The organism is Streptomyces sp. 3330 (genome assembly GCF_031456635.1).
Taxonomy (GTDB): Bacteria; Actinomycetota; Actinomycetes; order Streptomycetales; family Streptomycetaceae; genus Streptomyces.
Genome location: NZ_JAVDVA010000036.1, coordinates 39,952 through 63,105, shown reverse-complemented (window position 1 = coordinate 63,105; position 23,154 = coordinate 39,952). Strand labels below are relative to the sequence as shown.

Sequence of the window (23,154 nt, the reverse complement as noted above, 5' to 3'; positions counted from 1 at the left end):
GCAACGGCAAGGGCCAGATCTTCGTCAAGGGCGAGGTCATCAAGACCGTCCCGGAGTCGAAGATCGTGGAGACCCTCATCGAGGAGGCCATGAAGCTGGCCGAACAGATGGAGGAAGCCGGCATCCCGTCCGGCGAGCCGTCGGTGTCGGTCGCGGGCTGACTGTCCCGAACGCCTGAGCCGCGCAGGGCGCGGCCGGCCCGTCCGGTGTGGCCGGGGGCGAGGCCCCGACCGTCCCGGGCTCGTGGGTCGGGCCGGCCCCGCCCGGTGGCCGGGGTCGGGGGCAGGTCCGTTCCGTCCAGCGAGGATCGAGGCCGAGGCCGTCCTCGGCCTCGGTGTGTGTGGCGGGTGCGGGTGCGTCCGGCCTGTCCGGTGTCCGAGGGCGAGGGCCGGCCGTATTCGGCCCGCACGGCGTCTGCGGACGAGGCCGTTCAGGCCGACAGCGGGGAGCAGGGGGCGGCGGCCCCCGGGGACGGCACGGCACCCGACGGTCACCGGCAGACGAACGCCGCCCGAGCACGGGTCGGCACCGCCCAGCTTCCGCGGGTACAGTGCGGGGACCAGCAGACCTGAGTGTGAGGCCCCGCGCGTGTTGACCCAGACCACCTCCCGGGTCCTCGAACCGAGCGACCTGGACGCCGCGCTCGCCGTCCTCGACCGCGAGCCGGTCGCCAACGCCTTCGTCACGTCACGAGTGCAGGTCGCGGGCCTCGACCCCTGGCGCCTCGGCGGCGAGATGTGGGGCTGGTACGAGGACGGCATGCTGACGTCCCTCTGCTACGCGGGCGCCAACCTCGTCCCGATCTGCGCGACGCCGCGAGCGGTGCGGGCCTTCGCCGACCGCGCCCGCCGGGCGGGCCGCCGCTGCTCCTCGATCGTCGGCCCCGCCGAGCCGACGACCCAGCTGTGGCGCCTCCTCGAACCCCACTGGGGCCCGGCCCGCGAGGTCCGCACCCGGCAGCCCCTCATGGTCACCGACCGCATGCCCGCCGACGTCGCCCCGGATCCCTACGTCCGCCGCATCCGCAAGGACGAGATGGACACGATCATGCCCGCGTGCGTGGCGATGTTCACCGAGGAGGTCGGCGTCTCGCCGATGGCCGGCGACGGGGGCCTGCTCTACCAGGCCCGGGTGGCCGAACTCGTCGGCTCGGGGCGCTCGTTCGCCCGCCTCGACGACCGGGGCAGGGTCGTCTTCAAGGCGGAGATCGGCGCCGCGACCTCCCAGGCCTGCCAGATCCAGGGCGTGTGGGTGGCCCCGGAGTACCGGGGGCAGGGCGTGGCCGCCCCCGGCATGGCGGCGGTCCTGCGCTACGCCCTGGCCGACGTGGCCCCGGTGGTCAGCCTCTACGTGAACGACTTCAACACCACGGCGCGGCGCGCGTACAGGAGGGTGGGCTTCCAAGAGGTCGGCGCCTTCATGAGCGTGCTCTTTTGAGGCCCCTGTAGGCTCCCCGCCATGGACCCCGTGATCGGCCCCTTGGACCTTCCCGCCCATGTGGACGAGGCCCTGGCCGTCCAAGCGATCGCCTTCGGACTGGGCCCCGACGAGGTGGCCGTCCGCCGGCAGATCGTCCTGCGTCACATGGCGCACCCCGGGGCGAGAGCCTTCGGCGCCACCGTCGGGGAGCGGCTCGTCGGCTTCGTCTACGGCATGCCGAACGACCGCACCCACTGGTGGTCGACGGTCGTCCAGCCCTACCTCCGCGCCCAGGGCAACGAGCACTGGCTCGACGACTCCTTCGTGATCACGGAACTGCACGTCCACCCCGCCCACCAGAACCGCGGCGCGGGCCGGGCCCTGATCACCACGATCACCGACACCGCGACCCAGCCCCGCTCGATCCTCTCCGCGATCGACACCGAGAGCCCGGCCCGGGCGCTCTACCACTCCCTGGGCTATCGGGACCTGGCCCGCCGGGTGCTGTTCCCCAGCGCCCCCCGCCCGTACGCGGTGATGGGCGCCCCGCTTCCCCTCCTGCGCGGGTAACGGATTTCCGGCCCGCCACGCTCCCGGCTAACCTCCTAGCCACCACCCTTTTCCGGCAGGAGTACGAGAACCATGGCGAACGCACCGGTCCAGCGCATGTCCCAGTTGATGGCGAAGACGCTGCGCGACGACCCTGCGGACGCCGAGGTACTGAGCCACAAGCTCCTCGTCCGCGCGGGCTACGTCCGTCGCACCGCCGCCGGCATCTGGTCCTGGCTGCCGCTCGGCAAGAAGGTCCTCGCCAACGTGGAGCGCATCGTCCGCGAGGAGATGGACGCGATCGGCGCCCAGGAGGTCAGCCTTCCGGCCCTGCTGCCCCGCGAGCCCTACGAGGCGACCGGCCGCTGGGACGAGTACGGCCCGGAGCTGTTCCGCCTCCAGGACCGCAAGGGCGGCGACTACCTCCTCGGACCCACCCACGAGGAGATCTTCACGCTGATCGTGAAGGACCAGGCGTCCTCGTACAAGGACCTGCCGGTCATCCTCTACCAGATCCAGACGAAGTTCCGCGACGAGGCCCGCCCCCGGGCCGGCATCCTGCGCGGCCGTGAGTTCCTCATGAAGGACTCGTACTCCTTCGACACCGAGGACGAGGGCCTCGCGCAGTCCTACGCCCTGCACCGCCAGGCGTACCAGAAGGTGTTCGAGCGCCTCGGCCTGGACTACCGCATCTGCGCGGCGACCGCGGGCGCGATGGGCGGCTCCAAGTCGGAGGAGTTCCTCGCCCCGGCCGGAGCCGGCGAGGACACCTTCGCCGACTGCCCGAACTGCGACTTCGCGGCCAACACCGAGGCGATCACCTACGAGTCGAAGCCGGTGGACGCCGACGGCGTGGCGGCCCTCGAGGAGATCCCGACCCCGGACACCCCCACCATCGAGACCCTCGCCGCCCACCTCGGCGTCCCGGCGTCGGCCACTCTGAAGAACCTCCTGGTGAAGGTCGACGGCGAGATCGTCGCCGTGGGCGTCCCCGGTGACCGCGAGGTCGACCTGGGCAAGGTCGAGGCGCACTTCGCCCCGGCCGCCGTCGAACTGGTCACCGCCGAGGACTTCGTGGGCCGTCCGGACCTGGTCCGCGGTTACGTGGGTCCGCAGGGTCTGGACAAGGTGACGTACATCGCCGACCCGCGCGTGGCCCCCGGCACCGCCTGGATCACCGGCGCCAACAAGGAGGGCCTGCACGCGAAGAACGTCGTCGCGGGCCGGGACTTCGAGGTCGGCGCGTACGTCGACGTCGTCGTGGTCCAGGAGGGCGACCCCTGCCCGAAGTGCGGCACCGGCCTCAAGCTGGACCGCGCCATCGAGATCGGCCACATCTTCCAGCTGGGCCGCAAGTACGCCGACGCCCTCAAGCTCGACGTGCTCGGCCAGAACGGCAAGCCGGTCCGCGTGACCATGGGCTCCTACGGCATCGGCGTCTCGCGCGCGGTGGCCGCCCTCGCCGAGCAGACCGCCGACGAGAAGGGCCTGTGCTGGCCCGCCGAGGTCGCCCCGGCCGACGTGCACGTCGTCGCGGCGGGCAAGGCCCTCCAGACCGAGCTGGCGCTCGACGTCTCCGAGAGGCTGCGCGCCGCCGGTCTGCGCGTCCTGGTCGACGACCGGGCCGGCGTCTCCCCGGGCGTGAAGTTCACCGACTCCGAGCTGATGGGCGTGCCGAAGATCCTGGTGGCGGGCCGCCGGTCGGCCGAGGGCGTCCTGGAGCTGAAGGACCGCAGGACCGGCGAGCGCGAGGAGCTCACGGTCGACGAGGCGATCGCCCGTCTGACGGCGTGACGTAAAGCGACATCGCAGAGAGTTCCGCGGGGGCGTACGGCCGCCTCACAGAATTCCCTCAGACCGTTCCCCGACCGCAGGGCGTGACAGTACGTCGCTGCGGAGGGGAACGGTCATGGCGACCAGGGAAGAGACCCCTGAGCACGGCCCAGCACATCGACATCGACCGGACGGCGTGTCAGGGCCACGGACTCTGCGCGGACTTCCTCCCCGAACACATCGCCCTCGACGAACGGGGCTGTCCCCTGGTCGACGGCGCCCCGGTCCCGGCCGGCGCCGTGCAACGGGCCCGGCGGGCGGCGGCAGACTGTCCGGTTCTCGCCCTGAAGTTGATCCCGGGGCGCGCCGGCTGAGGCGGTGGCGGAAGGCGTGGAGGCGGCGGGAGGTCAGCAGACCTCGGCCGCGAGGACGCCGTAGGGGGTGAGTTCCCGCGGGAGCTCCACCCGCATACCGCAGAAGCACCACAGCAGGCTGCCCCGTGAGGCGGGAGCGCCGAGGTCGACCATCAGAATGTCGCGAACTTCCCGGAGCACGTCACTCAGCTGGAAGCCTCTGGCTACGCGGATGCTTACCTCGTCCGGGTCCCAGACCGCAATTTTGGGCAAATTGTCTGCCAATGAAATGTGGATGCACACAACTGTCTCCCCAGGGATGCACAACGACACGAGTGCTCCGCTCCGGGAGGTCAGCGGCTGACTGATGGTAGCTGTGACTCTCGTGGCTAGGGGGAGTTTCGGTCATATTCATGCGTAGGGGATGCATCGGATGGCCGACCGCCGGGAGCGGGCGCCGCCGCCCGCCGGCCGGGCCGAGGCCCGCTGGCCTCAGGTGATGCGGCTGACCTGCAGCATCGCCTCGGCGTCCTTGAGCAGGGCGCGTTGACGTGCCTCCGGCAATTGCCGGTACAGCCGGAGGAGCCGGGCCTCCCGCTCGTCCCCGCTGGGCCCGGGTGCGGGACGGCCGACCGCCTCGAAGAACTCCCGCGGTGTCGTCGCCACGCCCCAGCGCCGGAAGACGTCGACCATGGCCCGCAGTCGCTCCGGGTCGATGCGGGAGGTGCCGCGCGTCCGGTTCATCCACGCGTTCAGCGTCGGGTACGAGATGCCGGCCGCTGACGCCAGGTCCTTCTGGGTCTTCCCCGGAGCCTGCGCCAGCAGGCGTTCGAGCAGAACCGCGAGGTCCGCGTCCTGGCGTGGCTGATCATCGCCGGGCGGCGGGTCTGCTGGGCGGTGTTGCTGGTTCGTCACGACTCAGAGGATCGGCCATTGATATCTACAAGCGCAAGTAGATCGCAGACCGACCATCAGGGCACTTGGTGCACGCCGGAGCGTGACCGGACCAGTTGGGCGAAGCCGCGCTCCCCGCGCTCCTCTTTGGATCGTCACACCAGCACCTTGCGTTCCGTGCACAACTTGACACTGTATGCATCTACGTGAAGACTGTAGATAGGCCCGGCGGCGGGTCGTCCGGCTCGCGGAGGAAGTGGGCGGCAAGCGCCTTCCGGTGAGAGTCGATGACTCCGGGTTCCCGGCGCCTCACGCGGCCACGTCACGTCATCACCCGCATTTTTGACATCGGTCGCATCGCTCCGTCCTGGAGCGGTGCGACCGGACGTCCGCCGATGAAATCTACATCTACACGCATATTGCAGATGCGGGGGGTATCGCTCCGCACCCCCGCACGACGTCGACGGGAGTACCTGCTGTGTCCGCACCGAACAACGCCACGTCCGCTCCGGACGGCCCGGAACCCGAGTTGATCGCCCGGGCCCGCGCGGGCGACCGGGAGGCGTTCGCCACCCTCTACTACGAGCACTACCGCCTCGTGTACAGCTTCCTGCTGGTCCGCACCCGCAACAGACACCTCGCCGAGGACCTCACCCAGGAGGTGTTCACCCGCGCGCTGCGCCGCATCGACGCCTATGTCTGGCAGGGCACGGCATTCGCCGCCTGGCTGGTCACCATCGCCAAGAACCTCTACCTCGACGAACTCGGCCGCGGCCGCACCCGGTTGGAGACCCCGGTCGCCGAGTTCCCGGACCCGCAGGTGTCCGGCCGCGGCCCGGAGTCGCTCGCCCTGCGCGAACTCGAGGCCGTCGAGGCGCACGAAACGGTCCGCACCGCCCTGCACACCCTCAACGACCAGCAGCGCCACTGCGTCCAACTGCGCTTCCTCCACGAACTGACGGCACAGGAGACGGCCCTGGAGATGGGCCGCAGCGTCGGCGCCGTCAAGGCGCTCACCCACCGGGCGCTGCGGAAGCTGCGCTGGACGGCCGGGGCGGTGGCGGTGTGAACGGGAACGTCCCGCACGCCGCGCGCGTGATCCGCACGGTGCTGGCGACCGTCCGGACCGAGCAGGCGGCGGCCGTGGCACACGCGCTGGACACGGCCCGGCTCCTCGTCGACCCCGAACGTTCCTTCGGCGTGGTGCTCTACCGCGGGCCGGACGGCGACTGGTCCCGCGCCGCGCGGCCGGTCACCGAACTGGAGCGGCAGGCCCTGATCTGGGACACCTCCTGCGCACGGGCGCGGCACGTCGCGCAGGCCGTCGAACGGCACCTGGGCGCCCACCCGGGGCCGCACACCGTCACCGTCGACGGCGACCGGGTGCGGGTCAGGCTGCGCGTCGACGGCCCCGCCCAGTGGGCTCGCTGGCGCTCGTACTTCGGCATCGCGATCGTCGGTGAGCGGACCGAGCCGCACACGCTGACCGGTGAGGGGGAACGCGACGGCGTCCGCGTGACGGTGGTGGCCCTCAGCGCCTCCGCCGCCGCGCCGCCGGAGCCGGCGGCCGGGAACGAGAAGCACCGGTTCCGGATCGGCGAGACCCTGTACGACCTCGCCTTACCGATGCGGGACGGGCACGGGGGCGTCTGGTACTTCGAGGGCCGCCGCAGCAGCGACGGCATGCCCCTGATGTCCCTCGACGGCCGGCCCGAGCGCTGCTCCCTCGCCAACGTTGTCGCCTACCTGGGGCCGTTGTCGCCGGTGCGGCCCGACGAGGACGGCACGAGCCCCGGCCCGACGGAGACCCCGCGGGTTCTGCCGGTCCTGCCGCTGCCGCGGACGCTCCCGAGCCCGCCCGTGCCGCACGTGCTCCCGAGCGCTCCGGGGCCGTGGGCGATGGTGGACGTGTCGGAGGCGGGCATGGCGCCGGACGCGCCACGACCGTGGGCGGCCCCGGACCCACCGGAACCGGAGCGGGAACAGGCACGGGAAGAGGAGCCTGCGGGACCCGTGCGATGAGCGCCGGTCCGTCGAGGGGGCCGACCGGCGCCGGGGGAACGACGGCCAGGGAAAGGGCGGCCAGGGGAACGGCGGACGGGGGGACCCGGGCCTGGGAGACGCGTGCCGCCTGCCGGTACCAGGACGCGGAACTGTGGTTCTCCCGCCGGTCCTCGTCCCGGGCCGTGGCCATCTGCGCGGCCTGTCCCGTACTCGAGCCCTGCCGGGCCGCCGTGCTCCTGCGCGAGAAGGGACTGCCCAAGTGTCAGCGCGACGGTGTCATCGCCGGTCTGACCGGCCCTCAGCGCCATGCCCTGGAACGTCAGGCGGACCCGCGTCCGGCGTCGGCCGCCGTTCCCGAGGCGCCCCGGGCGGCGGGCGGCGTGCCCCGGGGACAGCCCGCCCCGTGCGGGACCCGGGCGGCCTACCAACGGCACCTGCGCCTGCGGGAGTCCGTCGACGAGGCCTGCCGTCTGGCCAACGCGCGCAGCGCCGGCCGGTACCGCCGTACCGGCTCCACCCTCGGGCGCAACGGAGCCGACCTGGGACGCGACCGCCTGCGGGGCGCGGCCGGGTCACCCGGCGGCCCGTCCCGCACGTGACCCCGTGTCCACCGCCATCGGAGTACTTCATGTCCGTACCGTCATCCTCGACGGGCCGTCCGCCCGAAGAGCCCCTGTCCGACGGCTCCCGGGACCGCGGCTCCCGAACCGGTCGTCCCGTCGGCCGCGCGGCCGCACTTCGCCGTCTCCTCGGGCTGCGAGGCCGCGCTCCCCGGCCCGAGACCCCGCCGCGGCACGGTTCTTCTTCCCCTGACCTGGACCACTGCCGTCAGGAGCTGGTCCGCTGGCAGCGTCACGCCGACTCCTTCGAGCGGGAGCTGACCCGCGTCTCCTTCGAACGCGCGCACCTCCTCGCCTGGCTGGCGGCGCTGCACCCGTCGAGCGCGGTCGTCACCCCTGCCGTCGGCGCCGGAGCGGACGGCACGCACCTGCTGCGACTCGTGGCCGGCGGACGGCAGTTGTCCTGGCGCCTTACGCCCAGGGACATCCCGCTGTTCGCGCACGTCCCGTACACGGAGCGCGCCGTCGGCCACGGACAGCGGGACGGCCCCGCCCCGGGGGAGCAGGCCGCCCACATCCGCAGCCACACCCGCCTGCTCGCACTCGAGGGGACACTGCTCGCCACCCCCGCCGAGAGGCGGCCGCAGGCGCGACCGACCGAACACTGACGCCGCACGGGACGGGCCTCGTGGCCCACCCGCGAGACTCCGGTTGGCAGGCTCGGGAGGCACGTCGGCCGGACCACAGCGCTCCCCTGCGGGGGGACCTCCAGCAGGGGAGCGCTGCCCCCTCCACGGCCTGCCCCCTCCACGGCCTGTCCCCTCCACGGCCTGTCCCCTCCACGGCCTGCCCCGTCCACGGCCTGCCCCGGGCCCGTGTAGAGCCCGGTGACCCCGCGGCCCCGCACCTCGGGCGGTCTGCGGGAAGACGGCGCCCGCTACAGCCAGCTCGCGAACTCGAGCAGCAGCTCGGAGTCCCGGGTCCGCCCGACCCGACGCGCCCGGACCCCCGACTCCACCGCCCGGAACAGCGTCCAGCCGCGCAGCCGCTCCTGGTCCAGCTCCAGCGACTCCGCGAGCCGCTTCACCCGGCGCCGGGTGATCGTCGCCCCGGACGGCGAGGCGATCAGGTCCTCCACCCGGTCGCGGACCAGCCGGGCCAGGTCGAAGGCGCACTCGCCGACCACCGGATCCGGCCCCACCGCCAGCCACGGCATCCGCTCGCCCGCCAGCACCTTGCTCTGCCGGAACGTGCCGTGCAGCAGCCGGTGTTCGGGCGGTCCGGCCAGCAGCTCGGTACGGGCGGCGAGCGCCGCGTCCACCAGGGCGGCCACCTCGGGCTCCGCCTCGGCGCTCGCCCGCATCGCCTCCGCCTGCCGTCCCGTGCGGTCGGCCACGGACTCGAAGGAGTGCCCGGCCGGCGGCTCCACCCACAACCGCCGCAACGTCCCCGCCGCCTCCAGCAGGGCCTTCGCCTCCGCCAGCGACCGCACCGACACATCGGGGTGCAGCCGTTCGAGCAGCAGGGCCCCCGCCGTCCGCGGCTCCGCCAGCAACTGGACGGCGCCCAGCCCGTCCCAGTGCGCCAGCGCGGCCCGCTCCGCCTCCGGCCGGAACCGGGGCGGGGCCAGTTTCAGCACCGCCGGCGTCCCGTCCGCGCGCCGCACGAGCACCACCATGCTGGTCCGGCCGCCCGGCACCTGCACCCGATCGACCGTCAACTCGCGCAGGGCGACGGCCTGCCGGGCCGCCTCCGGCAGCTTCTCCAACCAGCCGTCGCCGTCCGGTGCCGTCTCGCCGAGCGCCCTCACCAGACGCGGCGGCGGTTCGAAAGCCATGCGCGAGTCGTTTCCTTCCTGCTTCGGGTCAAGCCGCCGGTGTGCCGGTGGCCGCTGCCGCCGCCGGAGGCGTGGCCGCTGCCGGCACGGACGCCGAGGCCGTGGCCGGATCCGTGCCGGTCCGCTCGGCGAGACCAGGGAAGGCTACGCTCCCGCCGCGCCAGCGCACCGCGCGGACCGCCGCCTCCCGCAGCGCGCCCGCGGCCTCCCGGCGCCGTGCGTCCCCGGCTGCCCGCACCAGGTCGGAGTACACCCCGGCGACGCGTTCCTCCAGTTCGGTCGCCAGCCGGACCGCCGCCGCGGAGTCCGCCACCGGGAACGGCAGCGCGTACCCGGCGCTCGCGGCGACCGGCTCGGCCCCCAGGTCGCGCACCTCGCGCGCCAGCACGTCCCGGCGCGCCCGGTGCGCGTCGTAGGCCGCCCGCGCCTCGGCGCTCCGTTCTTCGCGGATCCGCCCGCCGACGACCCCGTACCCGTACACGGCGGCGTGCTCGGCGGCCAGCGCCGCCTGGAGCGCCGTCAGTTCCGCGCTCGTCGCCTCACTCATCGCGTCCCCTCCGTCAGCAGATAGGCGTGCGCCGCGCCGGCCGCGGCCACCGAGGCCAGCAGCCGGGCCAGTTCGCCCGGGACGTCCAGCAGCTCCGTCACCCTGCGGTCCGCGAGCGCCCGCTCGGCCGCGGCCAGGCCGGCGAGCGCGTCCGTGTCGGTGATCGGCACGGCGGAGGGGACGGCCGGCGGAACCGGGGCGGAGCCCGTCGGGGAGGCCGTGGGAGTGGTGGGCGAAGCGGGGGAGCCGGAGGCGGAGCCCGTGGCGGAGGGGGAGGCCTTCGCGGCGCCCCCGAAGGCCTCCACGTGCCGTGCCACCTCCGCGCGCAGCGGCGCCAGCCGCACCGCGAGCGCCGGGTGGACGGCGAGCACGGCGTCGTACCGTGCCGCCAGCTCGCCGCTGTCCCGGGCCGCACGCGCGCGTGCCCGCTCCGTGGCCGACGGGCCGCCGCCCGCCCTCTCCTCGGACTCCTCCGTACCGGACGAGCAGCCCACGAGCAGGGCGGCTCCCGCGGCCGACGCGAGCAGGGATCTTCTGCGCGGCCCCGAGGGGGTGCGCGAGGGGAGGGGCAACGGCACGGCGGGCGTCCTCGGGGAACTCGTACGGAACTGGCGTCCTGGTGGGCGGCGGGCCCGTGATCACCGTACCCGCGCGGTCGCCCCGTACCACTCAGCGGCACCGCACCGCGAGGGTCCGCCACCCTCCGTGCACAGGTGGACGGCAACACACCCTGCGACCGGATACCCTTTGACCAGACACGCGCCCCATCCCACAACAGCACACGCGGCCGAGGAGTCACCCGGATGAGCACCACCCAGAGCGAGAGGCTGCGAGAGCTCCTGGAACCGCTCGTCGCCTCCCAGGGACTGGATCTCGAAGAGATCACCGTGGACTCCGTGGGACGCAAGCGGGTGCTGAGCGTCGTCGTCGACTCCGACTCCGGAGCGGACCTGGACCAGATCGCCGATGTGAGCCGCGCGCTCTCGGCGAAGCTCGACGAGACGGACGCGATGGGCGAGGGCGAGTACACCCTCGAGGTGGGCACCCCGGGCGCGGAGCGCGCGCTCACCGAACACCGCCACTACGTACGGGCCGTCGACCGGCTGGTGCGGTTCCAGCTGACCGAGGGCGGCGAACTGGTCGCCAGGATCCTCGCGGTCGACGACGCGGGCCTCGATCTCGAGGTCCCCGGTGTGAAGGGCCGCAAGGCCACCACCCGCAGACTCCCCTTCGGTGACATCGACAAGGCCCGGGTGCAGGTCGAGTTCAACCGCAAGGACAAGAGCGACCAGCACCCCCAGAACGAGAACGACGAGAACGAGATGGAAGAGGAGGCGTAGCCGTGGACATCGACATGAGTGCCCTGCGGGGCTTGGTACGGGAGAAGGAGATCTCCTTCGACCTGCTGGTCGAGGCGATCGAGTCGGCCCTCCTCATCGCCTACCACCGCACCGAGGGAAGCCGCCGTCACGCGCGCGTGGAGCTCAACCGGGAGACCGGACATGTGACCGTGTGGGCGAAGGAGGACCCCGAGGACCTCGAGGAGGGGCAGGAGCCCCGCCCGTTCGACGACACCCCGTCCGACTTCGGCCGCATCGCCGCCACCACCGCCAAGCAGGTGATCCTCCAGCGTCTGCGCGACGCCGAGGACGACGCGACGCTCGGCGAGTACGCCGGCCGTGAGGGCGACATCGTCACCGGCGTGGTCCAGCAGGGCCGCGACCCGAAGAACGTGCTCGTGGACATCGGCAAGCTGGAGGCCATCCTGCCGGTGCAGGAGCAGGTCCCCGGCGAGACGTACCCGCACGGCATGCGCCTGCGGTCGTACGTCGTCCGGGTGGCGAAGGGCATGCGCGGCCCGTCCGTGACGCTCTCGCGCACCCACCCCAACCTGGTGAAGAAGCTCTTCGCCCTGGAGGTGCCGGAGATCGCCGACGGTTCGGTCGAGATCGCCGCCATCGCACGCGAGGCCGGTCACCGCACGAAGATCGCCGTCAGGTCCACCCGTTCGGGTCTGAACGCCAAGGGCGCCTGCATCGGCCCCATGGGCGGCCGGGTGCGCAACGTGATGGGCGAGCTGAACGGCGAGAAGATCGACATCGTCGACTGGTCGGACGACCCGGCCGAGATGGTGGCGAACGCCCTGTCCCCGGCCCGGGTCTCCAAGGTCGAGGTCGTCGACCTCGCGGCCCGCTCCGCGCGGGTGACGGTGCCGGACTACCAGCTGTCGCTGGCGATCGGCAAGGAAGGGCAGAACGCCCGGCTCGCCGCCCGGCTGACCGGCTGGCGCATCGACATCCGTCCGGACGTCGAACAGCCCACGGAGTAGCCGCCGAGCAGCCCGGGAATAGTTCTCGGCCTGCCGTGGCTCAGATCACGACAGATGTAACGCGGCACCTGTTCGAATCCTGGCCCGAAGGGGTGAGGTCGCCGCGGGGAGGTAGACTTAAGAGTGTCTGGCCGGACGCACACCGGAGCATGCCCTGAACGCACCTGTGTGGGGTGCCGGGAGCGGGCGGCCAAGACGGAGCTGCTGCGCATCGTGGCGATCAAGGACACCTGTGTCCCCGATCCACGCGGTACGCTGCCCGGCCGGGGTGCGTATCTGCATCCCGCCCCGGTCTGTCTCGACCAGGCGGTACGCCGCCGGGCGTTCACGAGGGCGTTGCGAGCCCCGGGAGCGCTCGACACAAAGGCGTTGCGCCAGTACGTCGAGCAGACGACCGTTGCCGCACAGGCAACACCGTAAGAAGGCGTCGCACGGAACCCCCGTGCGGCTCTGGTACCCCGCGAGTTGGAAGTAGGTCGAGATTGCGATGAGCACTCGATGAGCACGCGATGAGTACGCCCATGAAGTAGCGACGGTCCGGACACACCCGGACCTAAAAGGAGCGAAGTGGCTAAGGTCCGGGTATACGAACTCGCCAAGGAGTTCGGGGTGGAGAGCAAGGCCGTCATGGCCAAGCTCCAGGAACTCGGTGAATTCGTCCGTTCGGCGTCTTCGACCATCGAAGCGCCCGTTGTCCGCAAGTTGACAGACGCCTTCCAGGGCGGCGGCAAGCCCGCCCCCCGCAAGGCTGCCCCCAGGCCCGGCGCGCCCTCTCCGGCGCAGTCGGCCCGTCCGGGTCCGGCCGCACCTCGGCCGGCCGCCCCCAAGCCTCCCGCGGCGCAGACGCCCGCGGCTCCGGCGGCTCCCGCCGCTCCCGCCGCCTCGTCGGCCCCCGCGCCGGCGGCCTCCGGTCCGCGCCCGACGCCGGGCCCCAAGCCCGCGCCGCGTCCGGCCCCGGCCGCCCCGGAGTTCACCGCTCCGCCGGCCGCTCCGGCCGCCCCCGCCGCTCCGGCCCAGTCGTCCGGCCCGCGGCCGGCCTCCCAGGGTCCGCGCCCCGGCGCGCCCCGTCCCGGTGGCCGTCCCGCGCCCGGTCAGGACCGTGGCGACCGCGGTGACCGCGGTGACCGCGGCCAGCGTCCGGCCGCCGCTCAGGGGCCGCGCCCCGGTGGCGCAGGCGCCCCGCGTCCGGGCGGTGCCCGTCCCTCGGGTCCGCGTCCGGGCAACAACCCCTTCACCTCCGGCGGCAACGCCGGTATGGCGCGCCCGCAGGCGCCCCGTCCGCAGGGCGCTCCGCGTCCCGGCGGCCCCGGTGGCGCTCCCGGCGCCGGTCCCCGTCCGCAGGGCCCCGGTGGCCAGGGCGGCGGTCCTCGTCCGCAGTCTCCCGGCGGCGCCCGTCCGTCTCCGGGCGGCATGCCCCGCCCGCAGGGCGCAGGCCCCGGCGGTCCGCGTCCCGGCGGCCCGCGTCCCAACCCCGGCATGATGCCGCAGCGTCCCGCTGCCGGCCCGCGTCCCGGCGGTGGCCCCGGCGGCCGCGGTCCGGGCGGCGGCGGTGCCGGTCGTCCCGGCGGCGGCGGTCGTCCCGGTGGCGGCGGCTTCGCAGGTCGTCCGGCCGGTCCCGGCGGCGGCGCCCGTCCCGGTGGCGGCGGCGGCTTCGCCGGTCGTCCCGGTGGCGGTGGCCCCGGCGGCGGTGGCGGCTTCGGCGGCGGCGGTGGCCGTCCCGGTTTCGGCGGTCGTCCCGGCGGTCCCGGTGGCCGTGGTGGCACGCAGGGCGCCTTCGGTCGTCCCGGCGGTCCCGCGCGTCGTGGTCGCAAGTCGAAGCGTCAGAGGCGCCAGGAGTACGAGGCCATGCAGGCCCCGTCGGTCGGCGGTGTGATGCTGCCTCGCGGCAACGGCGAGACCATTCGCCTGTCGCGCGGTGCGTCGCTCACCGACTTCGCCGAGAAGATCAACGCCAACCCGGCGTCGCTCGTCGCGGTGATGATGAACCTCGGCGAGATGGTCACGGCCACGCAGTCCGTCTCCGACGCGACCCTCGAGGTCCTCGCCGGCGAGATGAACTACACGATCCAGATCGTCAGCCCCGAGGAGGAGGACCGCGAGCTGCTCGAGTCCTTCGACATCGAGTTCGGCGAGGACGAGGGCGACGAGGAGGACCTGGTGGTCCGTCCGCCGGTCGTCACCGTCATGGGTCACGTCGACCACGGTAAGACCCGACTGCTCGACGCCATCCGCAAGACGAACGTCATCGCGGGCGAGGCCGGCGGCATCACCCAGCACATCGGTGCCTACCAGGTCGCGACCGAGGTCAACGAAGAAGAGCGCAAGATCACCTTCATCGACACCCCGGGTCACGAGGCGTTCACCGCCATGCGTGCCCGTGGTGCGAAGTCGACCGACATCGCGATCCTGGTCGTCGCGGCCAACGACGGCGTCATGCCGCAGACGGTCGAGGCGCTCAACCACGCCAAGGCGGCCGAGGTCCCGATCGTCGTCGCGGTCAACAAGATCGACGTCGAGGGCGCCGACCCGACCAAGGTGCGCGGTCAGCTCACCGAGTTCGGTTTGGTGGCCGAGGAGTACGGCGGCGACACGATGTTCGTCGACATCTCCGCCAAGCAGGGTCTGAACATCGACTCGCTGCTGGAAGCCGTGATCCTCACGGCCGACGCCTCGCTCGACCTGCGGGCCAACCCCAGCCAGGACGCGCAGGGCATCTCGATCGAGTCCCGTCTCGACCGCGGCCGTGGTGCCGTGGCGACGGTCCTCGTCCAGCGAGGCACGCTGCGGGTCGGCGACACGATGGTCGTGGGCGACGCCTACGGTCGTGTGCGCGCCATGCTCGACGACAACGGCAACAACGTCGCCGAGGCCGGCCCGTCGACGCCGGTCCAGGTCCTGGGCCTGACCAACGTCCCGGGTGCGGGCGACAACTTCCTCGTCGTCGACGAGGACCGCACCGCCCGTCAGATCGCCGAGAAGCGTGCCGCCCGCGAGCGGAACGCCGCCTTCGCCAAGCGGACGCGCAGGTTCTCCCTGGAGAACCTGGACGCCGCCCTGAAGGCCGGCGAGGTCCAGCAGCTGAACCTGATCATCAAGGGTGACGCTTCCGGTTCGGTGGAGGCTCTCGAGTCCTCGCTGCTCCAGCTGGACGTCGGCGAAGAGGTCGACATCCGCGTCCTGCACCGCGGCGTCGGTGCGGTCACGGAGTCGGACATCGACCTGGCCATGGGCTCGGACGCCATCGTCATCGGCTTCAACGTCCGTGCGGCGGGCCGCGCGGCGCAGATGGCCGAGCGCGAAGGCGTCGACGTCCGGTACTACTCGGTCATCTACCAGGCGATCGAGGAGATCGAGGCGGCCCTGAAGGGCATGCTGAAGCCGGAGTACGAGGAGGTCGAGCTCGGCACGGCGGAGATCCGCGAGATCTTCAAGTCGTCCAAGCTGGGCAACATCGCCGGTGTCCTGGTCCGGTCGGGCGAGGTCAAGCGCAACACCAAGGCGCGCCTCATCCGCGACGGCAAGGTCATCGCGGAGAACCTCAACATCGAGGGCCTGCGTCGCTTCAAGGACGACGTCACCGAGATCCGCGAAGGCTACGAGGGCGGTATCAACCTCGGAAACTTCAACGACATCAAGATCGACGACGTCATCGCGACGTACGAGATGCGGGAGAAGCCGAGGGCGTAAGCGCCCAAGGTCCGTACCGGCCGGCGGGGGATCGTTCCCCGCCGGCCGGTACGGCGTCCGGCGGACGCATGAGCGAGGCGAAACTCCGTCGAGCCACCGCCAGGATCGTTGTACCGTTCGTGATGTCCCTGTCCCATGGGCGGGCGGGGCCATCGATCCCGTACCGGCGGGTGAACCGGTTACACATGTACGTGGGGACTCTGTCCTTCGACCTCCTCCTCGGCGACGTACGGTCGCTCAAGGAGAAGCGCTCCGTCGTCCGTCCGATCGTCGCCGAGCTCCAGCGCAAGTTCGCGGTGAGCGCGGCCGAGGTGGACGACCAGGACCTCCACCGCAGGACCAAGATCGGTCTCGCCGTGGTCTCCGGTGACGCGGAGCATCTGACCGATGTGCTGGACCGGTGCGAACGGCTGGTCGCCGGACGCCCCGAAGTGGAGCTGCTGTCGGTCAGACGCCGCTTCCACGGCGAAGACGACTGACCGACCACAGAACGCAAGAGAAGAAAGAACGGGAGACGGACCAGTGGCCGACAACGCGCGTGCCAAGAGGCTGGCGGACCTCATCCAGCAGGTGGTGGCCCAGAAGCTGCAGCGCGGGATCAAGGACCCGCGGCTCGGCTCCCACGTCACCATCACGGACACCCGGGTGACGGGTGACCTCAGGGAGGCGACGGTCTTCTACACGGTGTACGGGGACGACGAGGAGCGGGCGGCCGCGGCCGCCGGGCTGGAGAGCGCCAAGGGCATCCTGCGCTCCGAGGTGGGCCGCGCGGCCGGCGTGAAGTTCACGCCGACGCTGGCCTTCGTCGCCGACGCCCTGCCGGACAACGCCCGCACCATCGACGACCTCCTCGACAAGGCGCGGGCCGCCGACGAGAAGGTCCGCGAGGTGTCCGCGGGCGCCGGATACGCGGGCGACGCCGACCCGTACAAGAAGCCCGGTGACGAGGACGAGACGGACGACTCCGCCTGATGAACCGCAAGCAGACCCCGCCCGACGGCCTTGTCATCGTCGACAAGCCGTCGGGCTTCACTTCGCACGACGTCGTGGCCAAGATGCGGGGGATCGCCAAGACCCGCCGGGTCGGCCACGCCGGCACGCTCGACCCGATGGCGACGGGCGTCCTCGTCCTCGGCATCGAGCGGGCGACGAAGCTTCTCGGGCACCTGGCGCTCACCGAGAAGGAGTACCTGGGCACGATCCGGCTGGGCCAGACGACCCTGACCGACGACGCGGAGGGCGAGATCACGGGGTCCACGGACGCCTCGAAGGTCACCCGGGACGCGATCGACGCCGGCGTCGCCAAACTGAGCGGCGCCATCATGCAGGTGCCGTCCAAGGTCAGCGCCATCAAGATCGACGGCGTGCGCTCCTACAAGCGGGCCCGCGACGGCGAGGACTTCGAGATCCCGGCCCGCCCGGTCACCGTCTCCTCCTTCTCCGTGTACGACGTCCGCGACGCGGTCGCCGAGGACGGCACCCCGGTGCTGGACCTGGTCGTGTCCGTCGTCTGCTCCTCGGGCACCTACATCCGGGCCCTGGCCCGCGACCTGGGCGCGGACCTCGGCGTCGGCGGCCACCTGACCGCCCTGCGCCGCACCCGCGTCGGCCCCTACAAGCTGGACTCGGCGAAGACGCTCGACCAGCTCCAGCAGGAGCTGAGCGTGATGCCGATCGCCGAGGCGGCGACCGCCGCGTTCCCCCGCTGGGACGTGGACGCCAAGCGGGCCCAGTTGCTCACCAACGGCGTGCGCCTGGAGATGCCCGAGGCGTACGCCGGTTCGGGCGCCGTGGCCGTCTTCGACCCCGAGGGCCGGTTCCTGGCCCTGGTCGAGGAGCAGAAGGGCAAGGCGAAGAGCCTGGCCGTGTTCGGCTGAGCGGCGCCGGACGCCTCGCGTCGCGTGGTGTCCGTGGAGCGGCGAACACGGGGTGGTGCTGCGCCGCCGCTCCACGGTCCCCCCTCGGTTCCCCCACCCCTAGGGTGTATCCAGCGGCCCCCGTTCATTCACCCGTCCGGGCAGGCGCTCGGAGTGAACCGAGGGAGTGCAGGGGGGCGCGTTCGCTCCGTGATCTGTCCCGCTGATCATCCCGCCCCTACCGTCGGACGCAGGGCACGCGGGCGCGGCGGGAGGTACGGCGATGGCGGGACGAGGCCCGCGGACAGCGCGGCAGGACGCACTGCGGGACGTGACCCGCAACCGCCCGGCGGATCCCCCGGGCCGCCAGGACCCCCGGCGTCCCGCGGACGCCCCGGGTGCCCGGGACGCGGACCCCGCCGCCGACCTCGCCTGTGACGCCGACGTCTCGCTCGTCCGGATCCGTGACCTCGCCGGCCGGCCGCGCGGCACCGGGTTCGTCGCCGACCACGACGGCACGGTCGTCACCAGCCACGAGGCGGTCGACGGCCTGACCCGTCTCGTCCTGTCCGCCGCGGGCGACCGCAGCTGCGTCGTGAGCGCCGATGCGGTCACCCCTCTGCCGGAACTCGACCTGGCACTCGTGCGCACCGAGGGCCTCGGCGGGGTCCCGCTGCCGGTGACCGTGCGGGACGGCGTCGAGACCGGCCGGTACGTCCGGCTGGCCGCGGGCTGCTGGCGCGAGGCCCGGGTCCTGGCCGAGACGTCCGTGACGTACACGGCGACGGACCGCTTCCACCCCCTCGACGACGCTCTGGAGCTGGCGATCGGCACGGCGGGACGGGACGCGCTCCGGCTCGGCGGGGGCGCGGCCGGCGGGCCGGTCCTCGACGCCGCGACCGGCGCGGTCGTCGCCGTCCTCGGCACCGCCCTCCGGTCCGGCCACCGGGACGCCGGCTTCGCGGTGCCGCTGCGCCCCCGGATCCCGACGGCCGACGCCCCTCCGGCGATCGACGGCCTCCCGCCGACCGGGGACCCGCCGACGGGCGACGACCACCCTGCGGGCCCGCCGCCGAGCGACCACGTGAGCGACGAGGGAGCGAGGAGCGCGCCCCCGGCGGGAGCGGACGAGGCGGGCGCGGGCGCCGCTCGCGGTGGTGGTGAAGACGACGGTCGCGCGGTGGCGGAACCCGGGTCGTGGGCGGCGGCGGCCCGGGCCGGAACTCCTGCCGACGGGCCGCTGGCCGAGCTGCTCGCGCGCAACGCGGCCACGGTGCCCGCCTACGGCGCCGACCTCAACCTGGCCGGTCTCCTCGAACTCACGGCCACGTCGGTGGCTTCGGACGGCCCGCCCGGAGCCCTGCCCGGCCCCTGCGGCCGTACCGCGACCGACTCCTCCGCGGCCGTCGCGGAACCGATCGAACGCGCCGCCCCGGCACGGGAGTTCGACGCCTTCGCGACGGGTCCCGCGGCCGTCCTCGGCCTCGTCGGCGCGCCGGGCAGCGGCCGTACGACGGAACTCGCCGCCCTCGCCGCGCGCCGCGCCCGGGGCCCTCGGCCGGCCCCCACCCTGTGGCTGCGCGGCGCCGATCTCAGGGCCGGGGACGACTCCCTCGCCGACGCGGCACGCCGCGCGCTGAGCCGCGCGGCGCGCATCGTGGCCGCCTCGGGCTGCCGACCGACGGCCGTTCCGGGGCGCGGGGCGGCGGCCGATCCGTCCGTCGCGGCCGGAGTGTCCGGGGCGTCCGGCCCCGGCGACCTGGGTGATGTCACCCCCGAGCGGCTCGCCCGGCTCGCCGGGGCCGTGGGACGCCCCCTGCTGCTGCTCCTCGACGGGCCCGAGGAGATGCCCCCGGTCCTCGCGCACCGGCTCGGCGAGTGGACCGAGGGCACGGCCGCATGGCTGCGGGAGACGGGTACGCGGCTGGTGGTGGCCTGTCGGGCGGAGTACTGGGAACGGGCCGGCGCGGAGTTCCCGCCCGAGCTGCTGCACGGGACCACGGCGGCCGGGGACCCGCTGCCGCCCTGCGTCCGCCTGGGCGATCTCACCCCCGACGAGGCGCGGGCGGCCCGCGCCCGCCACTCCCTGCCCGAGGGCGCGCTCGCCGCCCCCGACGACCGGCACCCCCTCACCCTGCGCCTCCTCGCCGAGGTGTGCGCGGCCCTCCCCGGACCGCAGGCCCCGGCGCCGGTCGACCGCGACGACGTCCTGTCCGCGTACCTCGACCTGATGTGCCTGCGGGTCGCGGTGCGCCTCGCCGCCGGGAACGGGGTGCGCGGCACCGCCGTACGCCGTCTCGCGGCGAAGGTCTCCGGCCAGGTCCACGAAGCCGCCCGCCGCAGTCTCGGGCCCGGCCAGGGCGAACTGGACCGGGCGTCGTTCGAGGCGGTCTTCCCCTGGGGCCAGGCGCCGGCCCGGCTCGGCGGCGGCGTCGGCTGGGCGTCCGCCGTGCTCGCCGAGGGCCTCCTCGTGCCCGCGGGCGGCGGCTACCGCTTCGCCCACGAGGAACTCGCCGACTGGATCCAGGGCATCCACCTCGACCTGGACGAGGCCCTGCGCGCCCTGGTCCACCGCCGTCGCGCGCCCGGCGGGGGGCATCCGCTGCCCGTCCCGCACCACCGGGTCGGTCCCGTCGTGCAGGCCCTGCTGCTCCTCGCCCGCCAGCAGGGCGCGCACCGACTCGCCCTGCGGCTGCGCGAGTTGGTCCACGCCCTGGACGCCGACCCGCAGTCGTGGTGGGCCGCCCGGCTGCTCACCGAGACCCTGCGGCGCGTCCCGGACGCGACGCCCTACACGGGTGTGCTGCGGCTGCTGGCGGACCTGATCGGCGCGGGGGCCCGGACCGACGGACGGTTCGTGGACTTCGGTCCCGCGTTCTGGACCGAGCTCGCCCTGCCCACCGACGCCCGCCTCGACCTGCTCCGCCGTCTGGTCGTCGCCGACGGCGCCCCGCACGAAGCGGACGGGCCCCGCTACCTCGACGCCGTCGCCCGGCTCCTGGCCGCAGAACCCAGCGCCGTACAGCCGTGCCTGACCGACTGGTTCGACGACGAGCGGCCGCTGCCCGCGACCCCGCACGCCACCGTGGCGACGGCGGCGCAGGCGCTGCTGCACACCCACCGGCACCGCGCGCTGGACGACCTCACGGAGGCCCTCGTCGACCGGGCGCATCCCCGCGCCGACGAGCTGCTCGCCGTGCTCGCGGAGGAGGAGCCGTCCGCGCTGTGCCGGGCCGTCGACCGCTGGTCCCACGACGAGCGGCAGGCCCGGCGGGTGGCGGCGATCACGTACGCCCTGCGCGCCGCCCCGCACGTCCGGACGGACGCGGACCGCCGGCTGCTGCGCTACGCGGCCCTCGTCCTGCTGGCCCGCCCCGCCGACCGCGCCCTGGACGGGGGCGCGCTCGCCCTTCTCGTCCGGGACCCCGATACCCGTGCCCGGCACCTCCCGCAGGCCCTGGAGCTGTTCACGGCAGGGGACCCGCAGCTGCCGCCGAGCGCGCTGCTCCCCGCCCTGGGCACCCACCCCGAGCCGGTCCTGGACGTCTTCCGCTCCCGGCTGCGCGGCCCCGGCCGGGCGGACACCGGCAGCGTCCTGCGCGCCCTCGCCGACGTCACCCCGCCCGCCCTGGCCCAGCGCGTCGCGGCCCTGGTCCGGGAGACGGTGGAGCGGCGACCGGAGGCCGCCGGGCAGGTGGCCGCGTACGTCGACCGGCGTCTCGACCAGGGCCCCGCCGCCCGCGCGGTGCTGCTGCCGCTGGTCACGGGGCTGCTGGACGCGGGCGGGCCCGAGCAGGTGCGGGCCGCGCTGGCCGGTGTGCTGGCCGCGCCGGGCGCGCCGGAGTCCCGCCCCCTGCGGGACGAACTGCTGGAGCGTCTCCTCGCCCGCGAACGCGACCCGGAGGTCCTGGACGCCGTGCTGCACGGGGCCGCCGGGCGCGGCGGCGAGGAGCTGCGGGCCCTCGTCCACCGCACCGGCCTCCTGCTGGTCCGCACGCCCGACGGCGCGACCCGCTTCGACCGCGGACTGGTCGAGCTGGCCCGGCACGTCCCGGGCTTCGCCGCACAGGTGGTGGACTGGCTCACGGACGCGCCGGGGGAGTGGGCGGCGGTCGTCGGCCCCAGCGCCCGCCGGACGATCGAGAACCTGGCGGGGATGCGGGTGCCCGCGTGACGCGTCGTCCACGTGACGCGTCGTCCGCGTGGCCCGACTCACGTGGGTCGGGTCACAGCCCCCATGCCGATGCGGGCCGGGGGCACCCGGCATGGCACCCTTAGTCCTGCGTAAGAGGCAAGGGTAGATACGGACACGGGTTCGAGGAGCGGTCACAGTGCAGCGCTGGCGTGGCTTGGAGGACATCCCCGAGGACTGGGGACGCAGCGTCGTCACCATCGGTTCCTACGACGGGGTCCACCGCGGGCACCAGCTGATCATCCGGCATGCCGTGGACCGCGCCCGTGACCTGGGCGTTCCCGCCGTCGTCGTCACCTTCGACCCGCACCCCAGCGAGGTCGTCCGCCCCGGCAGCCACCCGCCGCTGCTCGCCCCGCACCACCGCCGCGCCGAGCTGATGGCCGAACTGGGTGTGGACGCGCTGCTGATCCTTCCCTTCACCACGGAGTTCTCGAAGCTGTCCCCGGCGGACTTCGTGGTCAAGGTCCTGGTCGACAAGCTGCACGCCAAGGCGGTCGTCGAGGGCCCCAACTTCCGCTTCGGCCACAAGGCGGCGGGCAACGTCGAGTTCCTCACCGGGCAGGGCAAGGTCTACGACTTCGAGGTCGAGGTCGTCGACCTGGTGCTGTGCGGCGAGGCGGGCGGCGGGCAGCCGTTCTCCTCGACACTGACCCGGCGGCTGGTCGCCGAGGGCGACGTCGCGGGCGCCGCGGAGATCCTCGGCCGCCCGCACCGGGTGGAGGGGATCGTGGTGCGCGGGGCGCAGCGGGGCCGGGAACTCGGTTTCCCGACCGCCAACGTCGAGACCCTGCCGCACACCGCGATCCCGGCGGACGGCGTCTACGCGGGCTGGCTGCACGCGAACGGCGAGGCGATGCCGGCCGCCATCTCCGTCGGCACCAACCCGCAGTTCGACGGCACCGAGCGCACCGTGGAGGCGTACGCCATCGACCGCGTCGGCCTCGACCTCTACGGTCTGCACGTCGCCGTCGACTTCCTCGCCTTCGTGCGCGGCCAGGCGAAGTTCGATTCGCTGGACGGCCTGTTGGTGCAGATGGCCGAGGACGTGCAGCGCTGCAGGGAGCTGGTGGCGGCGCGGTAGCCGCCCGGCCCTCCCCGTGAACGCCGAAGGGCGGCCGGCGTCCCAGGACACCGGCCGCCCTTCGGCGTTC

The 23,154-nt window shown here is 73.6% G+C and carries 22 protein-coding genes and 1 pseudogene; 18 read left to right on the top strand and 5 right to left on the bottom strand.

Annotation, left to right across the window (positions count from 1 at the left end; genetic code table 11):
* From J2X68_RS36530 to J2X68_RS36510, 5 genes and pseudogenes are all read left to right on the top strand, one after another.
* Positions 1-161, top strand: a pseudogene (locus J2X68_RS36530) (4-hydroxy-3-methylbut-2-en-1-yl diphosphate synthase); the annotation flags it as partial.
* Between the two features lie 427 nt (positions 162-588).
* Positions 589-1,437: a GNAT family N-acetyltransferase gene (locus J2X68_RS36525; RefSeq protein ID WP_310436911.1), complete on the top strand. Its 849-nt coding sequence runs from the start codon at positions 589-591 to the stop codon at positions 1,435-1,437.
* Positions 1,438-1,458: 21 nt separating this feature from the next.
* Complete coding sequence (locus J2X68_RS36520) at positions 1,459-1,989, top strand: GNAT family N-acetyltransferase (RefSeq protein ID WP_310436910.1); 531 nt, start codon at positions 1,459-1,461, stop codon at positions 1,987-1,989.
* 72 nt (positions 1,990-2,061) lie between these two features.
* Positions 2,062-3,762 (top strand): proline--tRNA ligase, encoded by a 1,701-nt coding sequence (locus tag J2X68_RS36515; protein WP_310436909.1) that lies wholly within the window; start codon positions 2,062-2,064, stop codon positions 3,760-3,762.
* An 83-nt stretch (positions 3,763-3,845) separates the two neighbouring features.
* The gene (locus tag J2X68_RS36510; RefSeq protein ID WP_310436908.1) at positions 3,846-4,115 is read left to right on the top strand and encodes a ferredoxin; all 270 of its coding nucleotides are present in this window, start codon (positions 3,846-3,848) and stop codon (positions 4,113-4,115) included.
* A 33-nt stretch (positions 4,116-4,148) separates the two neighbouring features.
* Here the strand turns inward: J2X68_RS36510 and J2X68_RS36505 are convergent, their stop codons facing one another.
* The gene (locus tag J2X68_RS36505) at positions 4,149-4,295 is read right to left on the bottom strand and encodes a hypothetical protein (RefSeq protein WP_310436907.1); all 147 of its coding nucleotides are present in this window, start codon (positions 4,293-4,295) and stop codon (positions 4,149-4,151) included.
* A 291-nt stretch (positions 4,296-4,586) separates the two neighbouring features.
* A complete protein-coding gene (locus J2X68_RS36500) occupies positions 4,587-5,009 on the bottom strand; it encodes a helix-turn-helix domain-containing protein (RefSeq protein ID WP_310436906.1) in 423 nt (140 codons plus the stop codon).
* Positions 5,010-5,466: 457 nt separating this feature from the next.
* Here J2X68_RS36500 and J2X68_RS36495 point away from each other — a divergent pair, with 457 nt between their 5' ends.
* From J2X68_RS36495 to J2X68_RS36480, 4 genes are read left to right on the top strand one after another with little or no spacing between them, the layout of a single operon-like run.
* Positions 5,467-6,057, top strand: a complete 591-nt coding sequence (locus J2X68_RS36495; RefSeq protein ID WP_310436905.1) for a sigma-70 family RNA polymerase sigma factor — start codon at positions 5,467-5,469, stop codon at positions 6,055-6,057.
* Positions 6,054-7,010: a BN159_2729 family protein gene (locus J2X68_RS36490; RefSeq protein WP_310436904.1), complete on the top strand. Its 957-nt coding sequence runs from the start codon at positions 6,054-6,056 to the stop codon at positions 7,008-7,010. The genes J2X68_RS36495 and J2X68_RS36490 overlap by 4 nt, the downstream gene beginning before the upstream one ends.
* Positions 7,007-7,591: a WhiB family transcriptional regulator gene (locus J2X68_RS36485; RefSeq protein WP_310436903.1), complete on the top strand. Its 585-nt coding sequence runs from the start codon at positions 7,007-7,009 to the stop codon at positions 7,589-7,591. The genes J2X68_RS36490 and J2X68_RS36485 overlap by 4 nt, the downstream gene beginning before the upstream one ends.
* A gap of 29 nt (positions 7,592-7,620) precedes the next feature.
* A complete protein-coding gene (locus J2X68_RS36480; RefSeq protein WP_310436902.1) occupies positions 7,621-8,220 on the top strand; it encodes a hypothetical protein in 600 nt (199 codons plus the stop codon).
* Positions 8,221-8,489: 269 nt separating this feature from the next.
* Here J2X68_RS36480 and J2X68_RS36475 read toward each other — a convergent pair whose 3' ends face one another.
* Genes J2X68_RS36475 through J2X68_RS36465 form a run of 3 tightly spaced genes read right to left on the bottom strand, consistent with a single transcriptional unit; the run spans position 8,490 to position 10,514 of the window.
* Positions 8,490-9,389 (bottom strand): aminoglycoside phosphotransferase family protein, encoded by a 900-nt coding sequence (locus J2X68_RS36475; protein WP_310436901.1) that lies wholly within the window; start codon positions 9,387-9,389, stop codon positions 8,490-8,492.
* 28 nt (positions 9,390-9,417) lie between these two features.
* Complete coding sequence (locus J2X68_RS36470) at positions 9,418-9,936, bottom strand: ferritin-like domain-containing protein (protein WP_310436900.1); 519 nt, start codon at positions 9,934-9,936, stop codon at positions 9,418-9,420.
* Positions 9,933-10,514 carry a hypothetical protein gene (locus tag J2X68_RS36465; RefSeq protein WP_310436899.1) on the bottom strand — a complete coding sequence of 194 codons (582 nt, stop codon included), beginning with the start codon at positions 10,512-10,514 and terminating at the stop codon, positions 9,933-9,935. The genes J2X68_RS36470 and J2X68_RS36465 overlap by 4 nt, the downstream gene beginning before the upstream one ends.
* A gap of 225 nt (positions 10,515-10,739) precedes the next feature.
* On the opposite strand from J2X68_RS36465, the gene rimP reads away from it, so the two are divergent.
* From rimP to J2X68_RS36420, 9 genes are all read left to right on the top strand, one after another.
* Positions 10,740-11,276: a ribosome maturation factor RimP gene (rimP, locus tag J2X68_RS36460; RefSeq protein WP_310436898.1), complete on the top strand. Its 537-nt coding sequence runs from the start codon at positions 10,740-10,742 to the stop codon at positions 11,274-11,276.
* Positions 11,277-11,278: 2 nt separating this feature from the next.
* Positions 11,279-12,265, top strand: a complete 987-nt coding sequence (gene nusA, locus J2X68_RS36455) for a transcription termination factor NusA (protein WP_020128608.1) — start codon at positions 11,279-11,281, stop codon at positions 12,263-12,265.
* 123 nt (positions 12,266-12,388) lie between these two features.
* Complete coding sequence (locus J2X68_RS36450; RefSeq protein ID WP_310436897.1) at positions 12,389-12,685, top strand: YlxR family protein; 297 nt, start codon at positions 12,389-12,391, stop codon at positions 12,683-12,685.
* A 147-nt stretch (positions 12,686-12,832) separates the two neighbouring features.
* Positions 12,833-15,952 (top strand): translation initiation factor IF-2, encoded by a 3,120-nt coding sequence (infB, locus tag J2X68_RS36445; RefSeq protein ID WP_310436896.1) that lies wholly within the window; start codon positions 12,833-12,835, stop codon positions 15,950-15,952.
* A 185-nt stretch (positions 15,953-16,137) separates the two neighbouring features.
* Positions 16,138-16,431: a DUF503 domain-containing protein gene (locus J2X68_RS36440; protein ID WP_062641530.1), complete on the top strand. Its 294-nt coding sequence runs from the start codon at positions 16,138-16,140 to the stop codon at positions 16,429-16,431.
* A 43-nt stretch (positions 16,432-16,474) separates the two neighbouring features.
* Positions 16,475-16,924: a 30S ribosome-binding factor RbfA gene (gene rbfA, locus J2X68_RS36435; protein WP_020128605.1), complete on the top strand. Its 450-nt coding sequence runs from the start codon at positions 16,475-16,477 to the stop codon at positions 16,922-16,924.
* Positions 16,924-17,829 carry a tRNA pseudouridine(55) synthase TruB gene (gene truB, locus J2X68_RS36430; RefSeq protein WP_310436895.1) on the top strand — a complete coding sequence of 302 codons (906 nt, stop codon included), beginning with the start codon at positions 16,924-16,926 and terminating at the stop codon, positions 17,827-17,829. The genes rbfA and truB overlap by 1 nt, the downstream gene beginning before the upstream one ends.
* A gap of 262 nt (positions 17,830-18,091) precedes the next feature.
* A complete protein-coding gene (locus J2X68_RS36425) occupies positions 18,092-21,982 on the top strand; it encodes a trypsin-like peptidase domain-containing protein (RefSeq protein ID WP_310436894.1) in 3,891 nt (1,296 codons plus the stop codon).
* 157 nt (positions 21,983-22,139) lie between these two features.
* Positions 22,140-23,084: a bifunctional riboflavin kinase/FAD synthetase gene (locus J2X68_RS36420; RefSeq protein ID WP_310436893.1), complete on the top strand. Its 945-nt coding sequence runs from the start codon at positions 22,140-22,142 to the stop codon at positions 23,082-23,084.
* The last annotated feature ends 70 nt before the right edge of the window (positions 23,085-23,154 follow it).

Excerpts from the sequence above, each read along its gene's own strand:
- J2X68_RS36520 (WP_310436910.1), top strand. The coding sequence starts at position 1,459 with ATGGACCCCGTGATCGGCCCCTTGGACCTTCCCGCCCATGTGGACGAG.
- J2X68_RS36515 (WP_310436909.1), top strand. The coding sequence starts at position 2,062 with ATGGCGAACGCACCGGTCCAGCGCATGTCCCAGTTGATGGCGAAGACG.
- J2X68_RS36485 (WP_310436903.1), top strand. The coding sequence starts at position 7,007 with ATGAGCGCCGGTCCGTCGAGGGGGCCGACCGGCGCCGGGGGAACGACG.
- J2X68_RS36480 (WP_310436902.1), top strand. The coding sequence starts at position 7,621 with ATGTCCGTACCGTCATCCTCGACGGGCCGTCCGCCCGAAGAGCCCCTG.
- J2X68_RS36475 (WP_310436901.1), bottom strand. The coding sequence starts at position 9,389 with ATGGCTTTCGAACCGCCGCCGCGTCTGGTGAGGGCGCTCGGCGAGACG.
- J2X68_RS36470 (WP_310436900.1), bottom strand. The coding sequence starts at position 9,936 with ATGAGTGAGGCGACGAGCGCGGAACTGACGGCGCTCCAGGCGGCGCTG.
- rimP (WP_310436898.1), top strand. The coding sequence starts at position 10,740 with ATGAGCACCACCCAGAGCGAGAGGCTGCGAGAGCTCCTGGAACCGCTC.
- J2X68_RS36440 (WP_062641530.1), top strand. The coding sequence starts at position 16,138 with ATGTACGTGGGGACTCTGTCCTTCGACCTCCTCCTCGGCGACGTACGG.
- truB (WP_310436895.1), top strand. The coding sequence starts at position 16,924 with ATGAACCGCAAGCAGACCCCGCCCGACGGCCTTGTCATCGTCGACAAG.
- J2X68_RS36425 (WP_310436894.1), top strand. The coding sequence starts at position 18,092 with ATGGCGGGACGAGGCCCGCGGACAGCGCGGCAGGACGCACTGCGGGAC.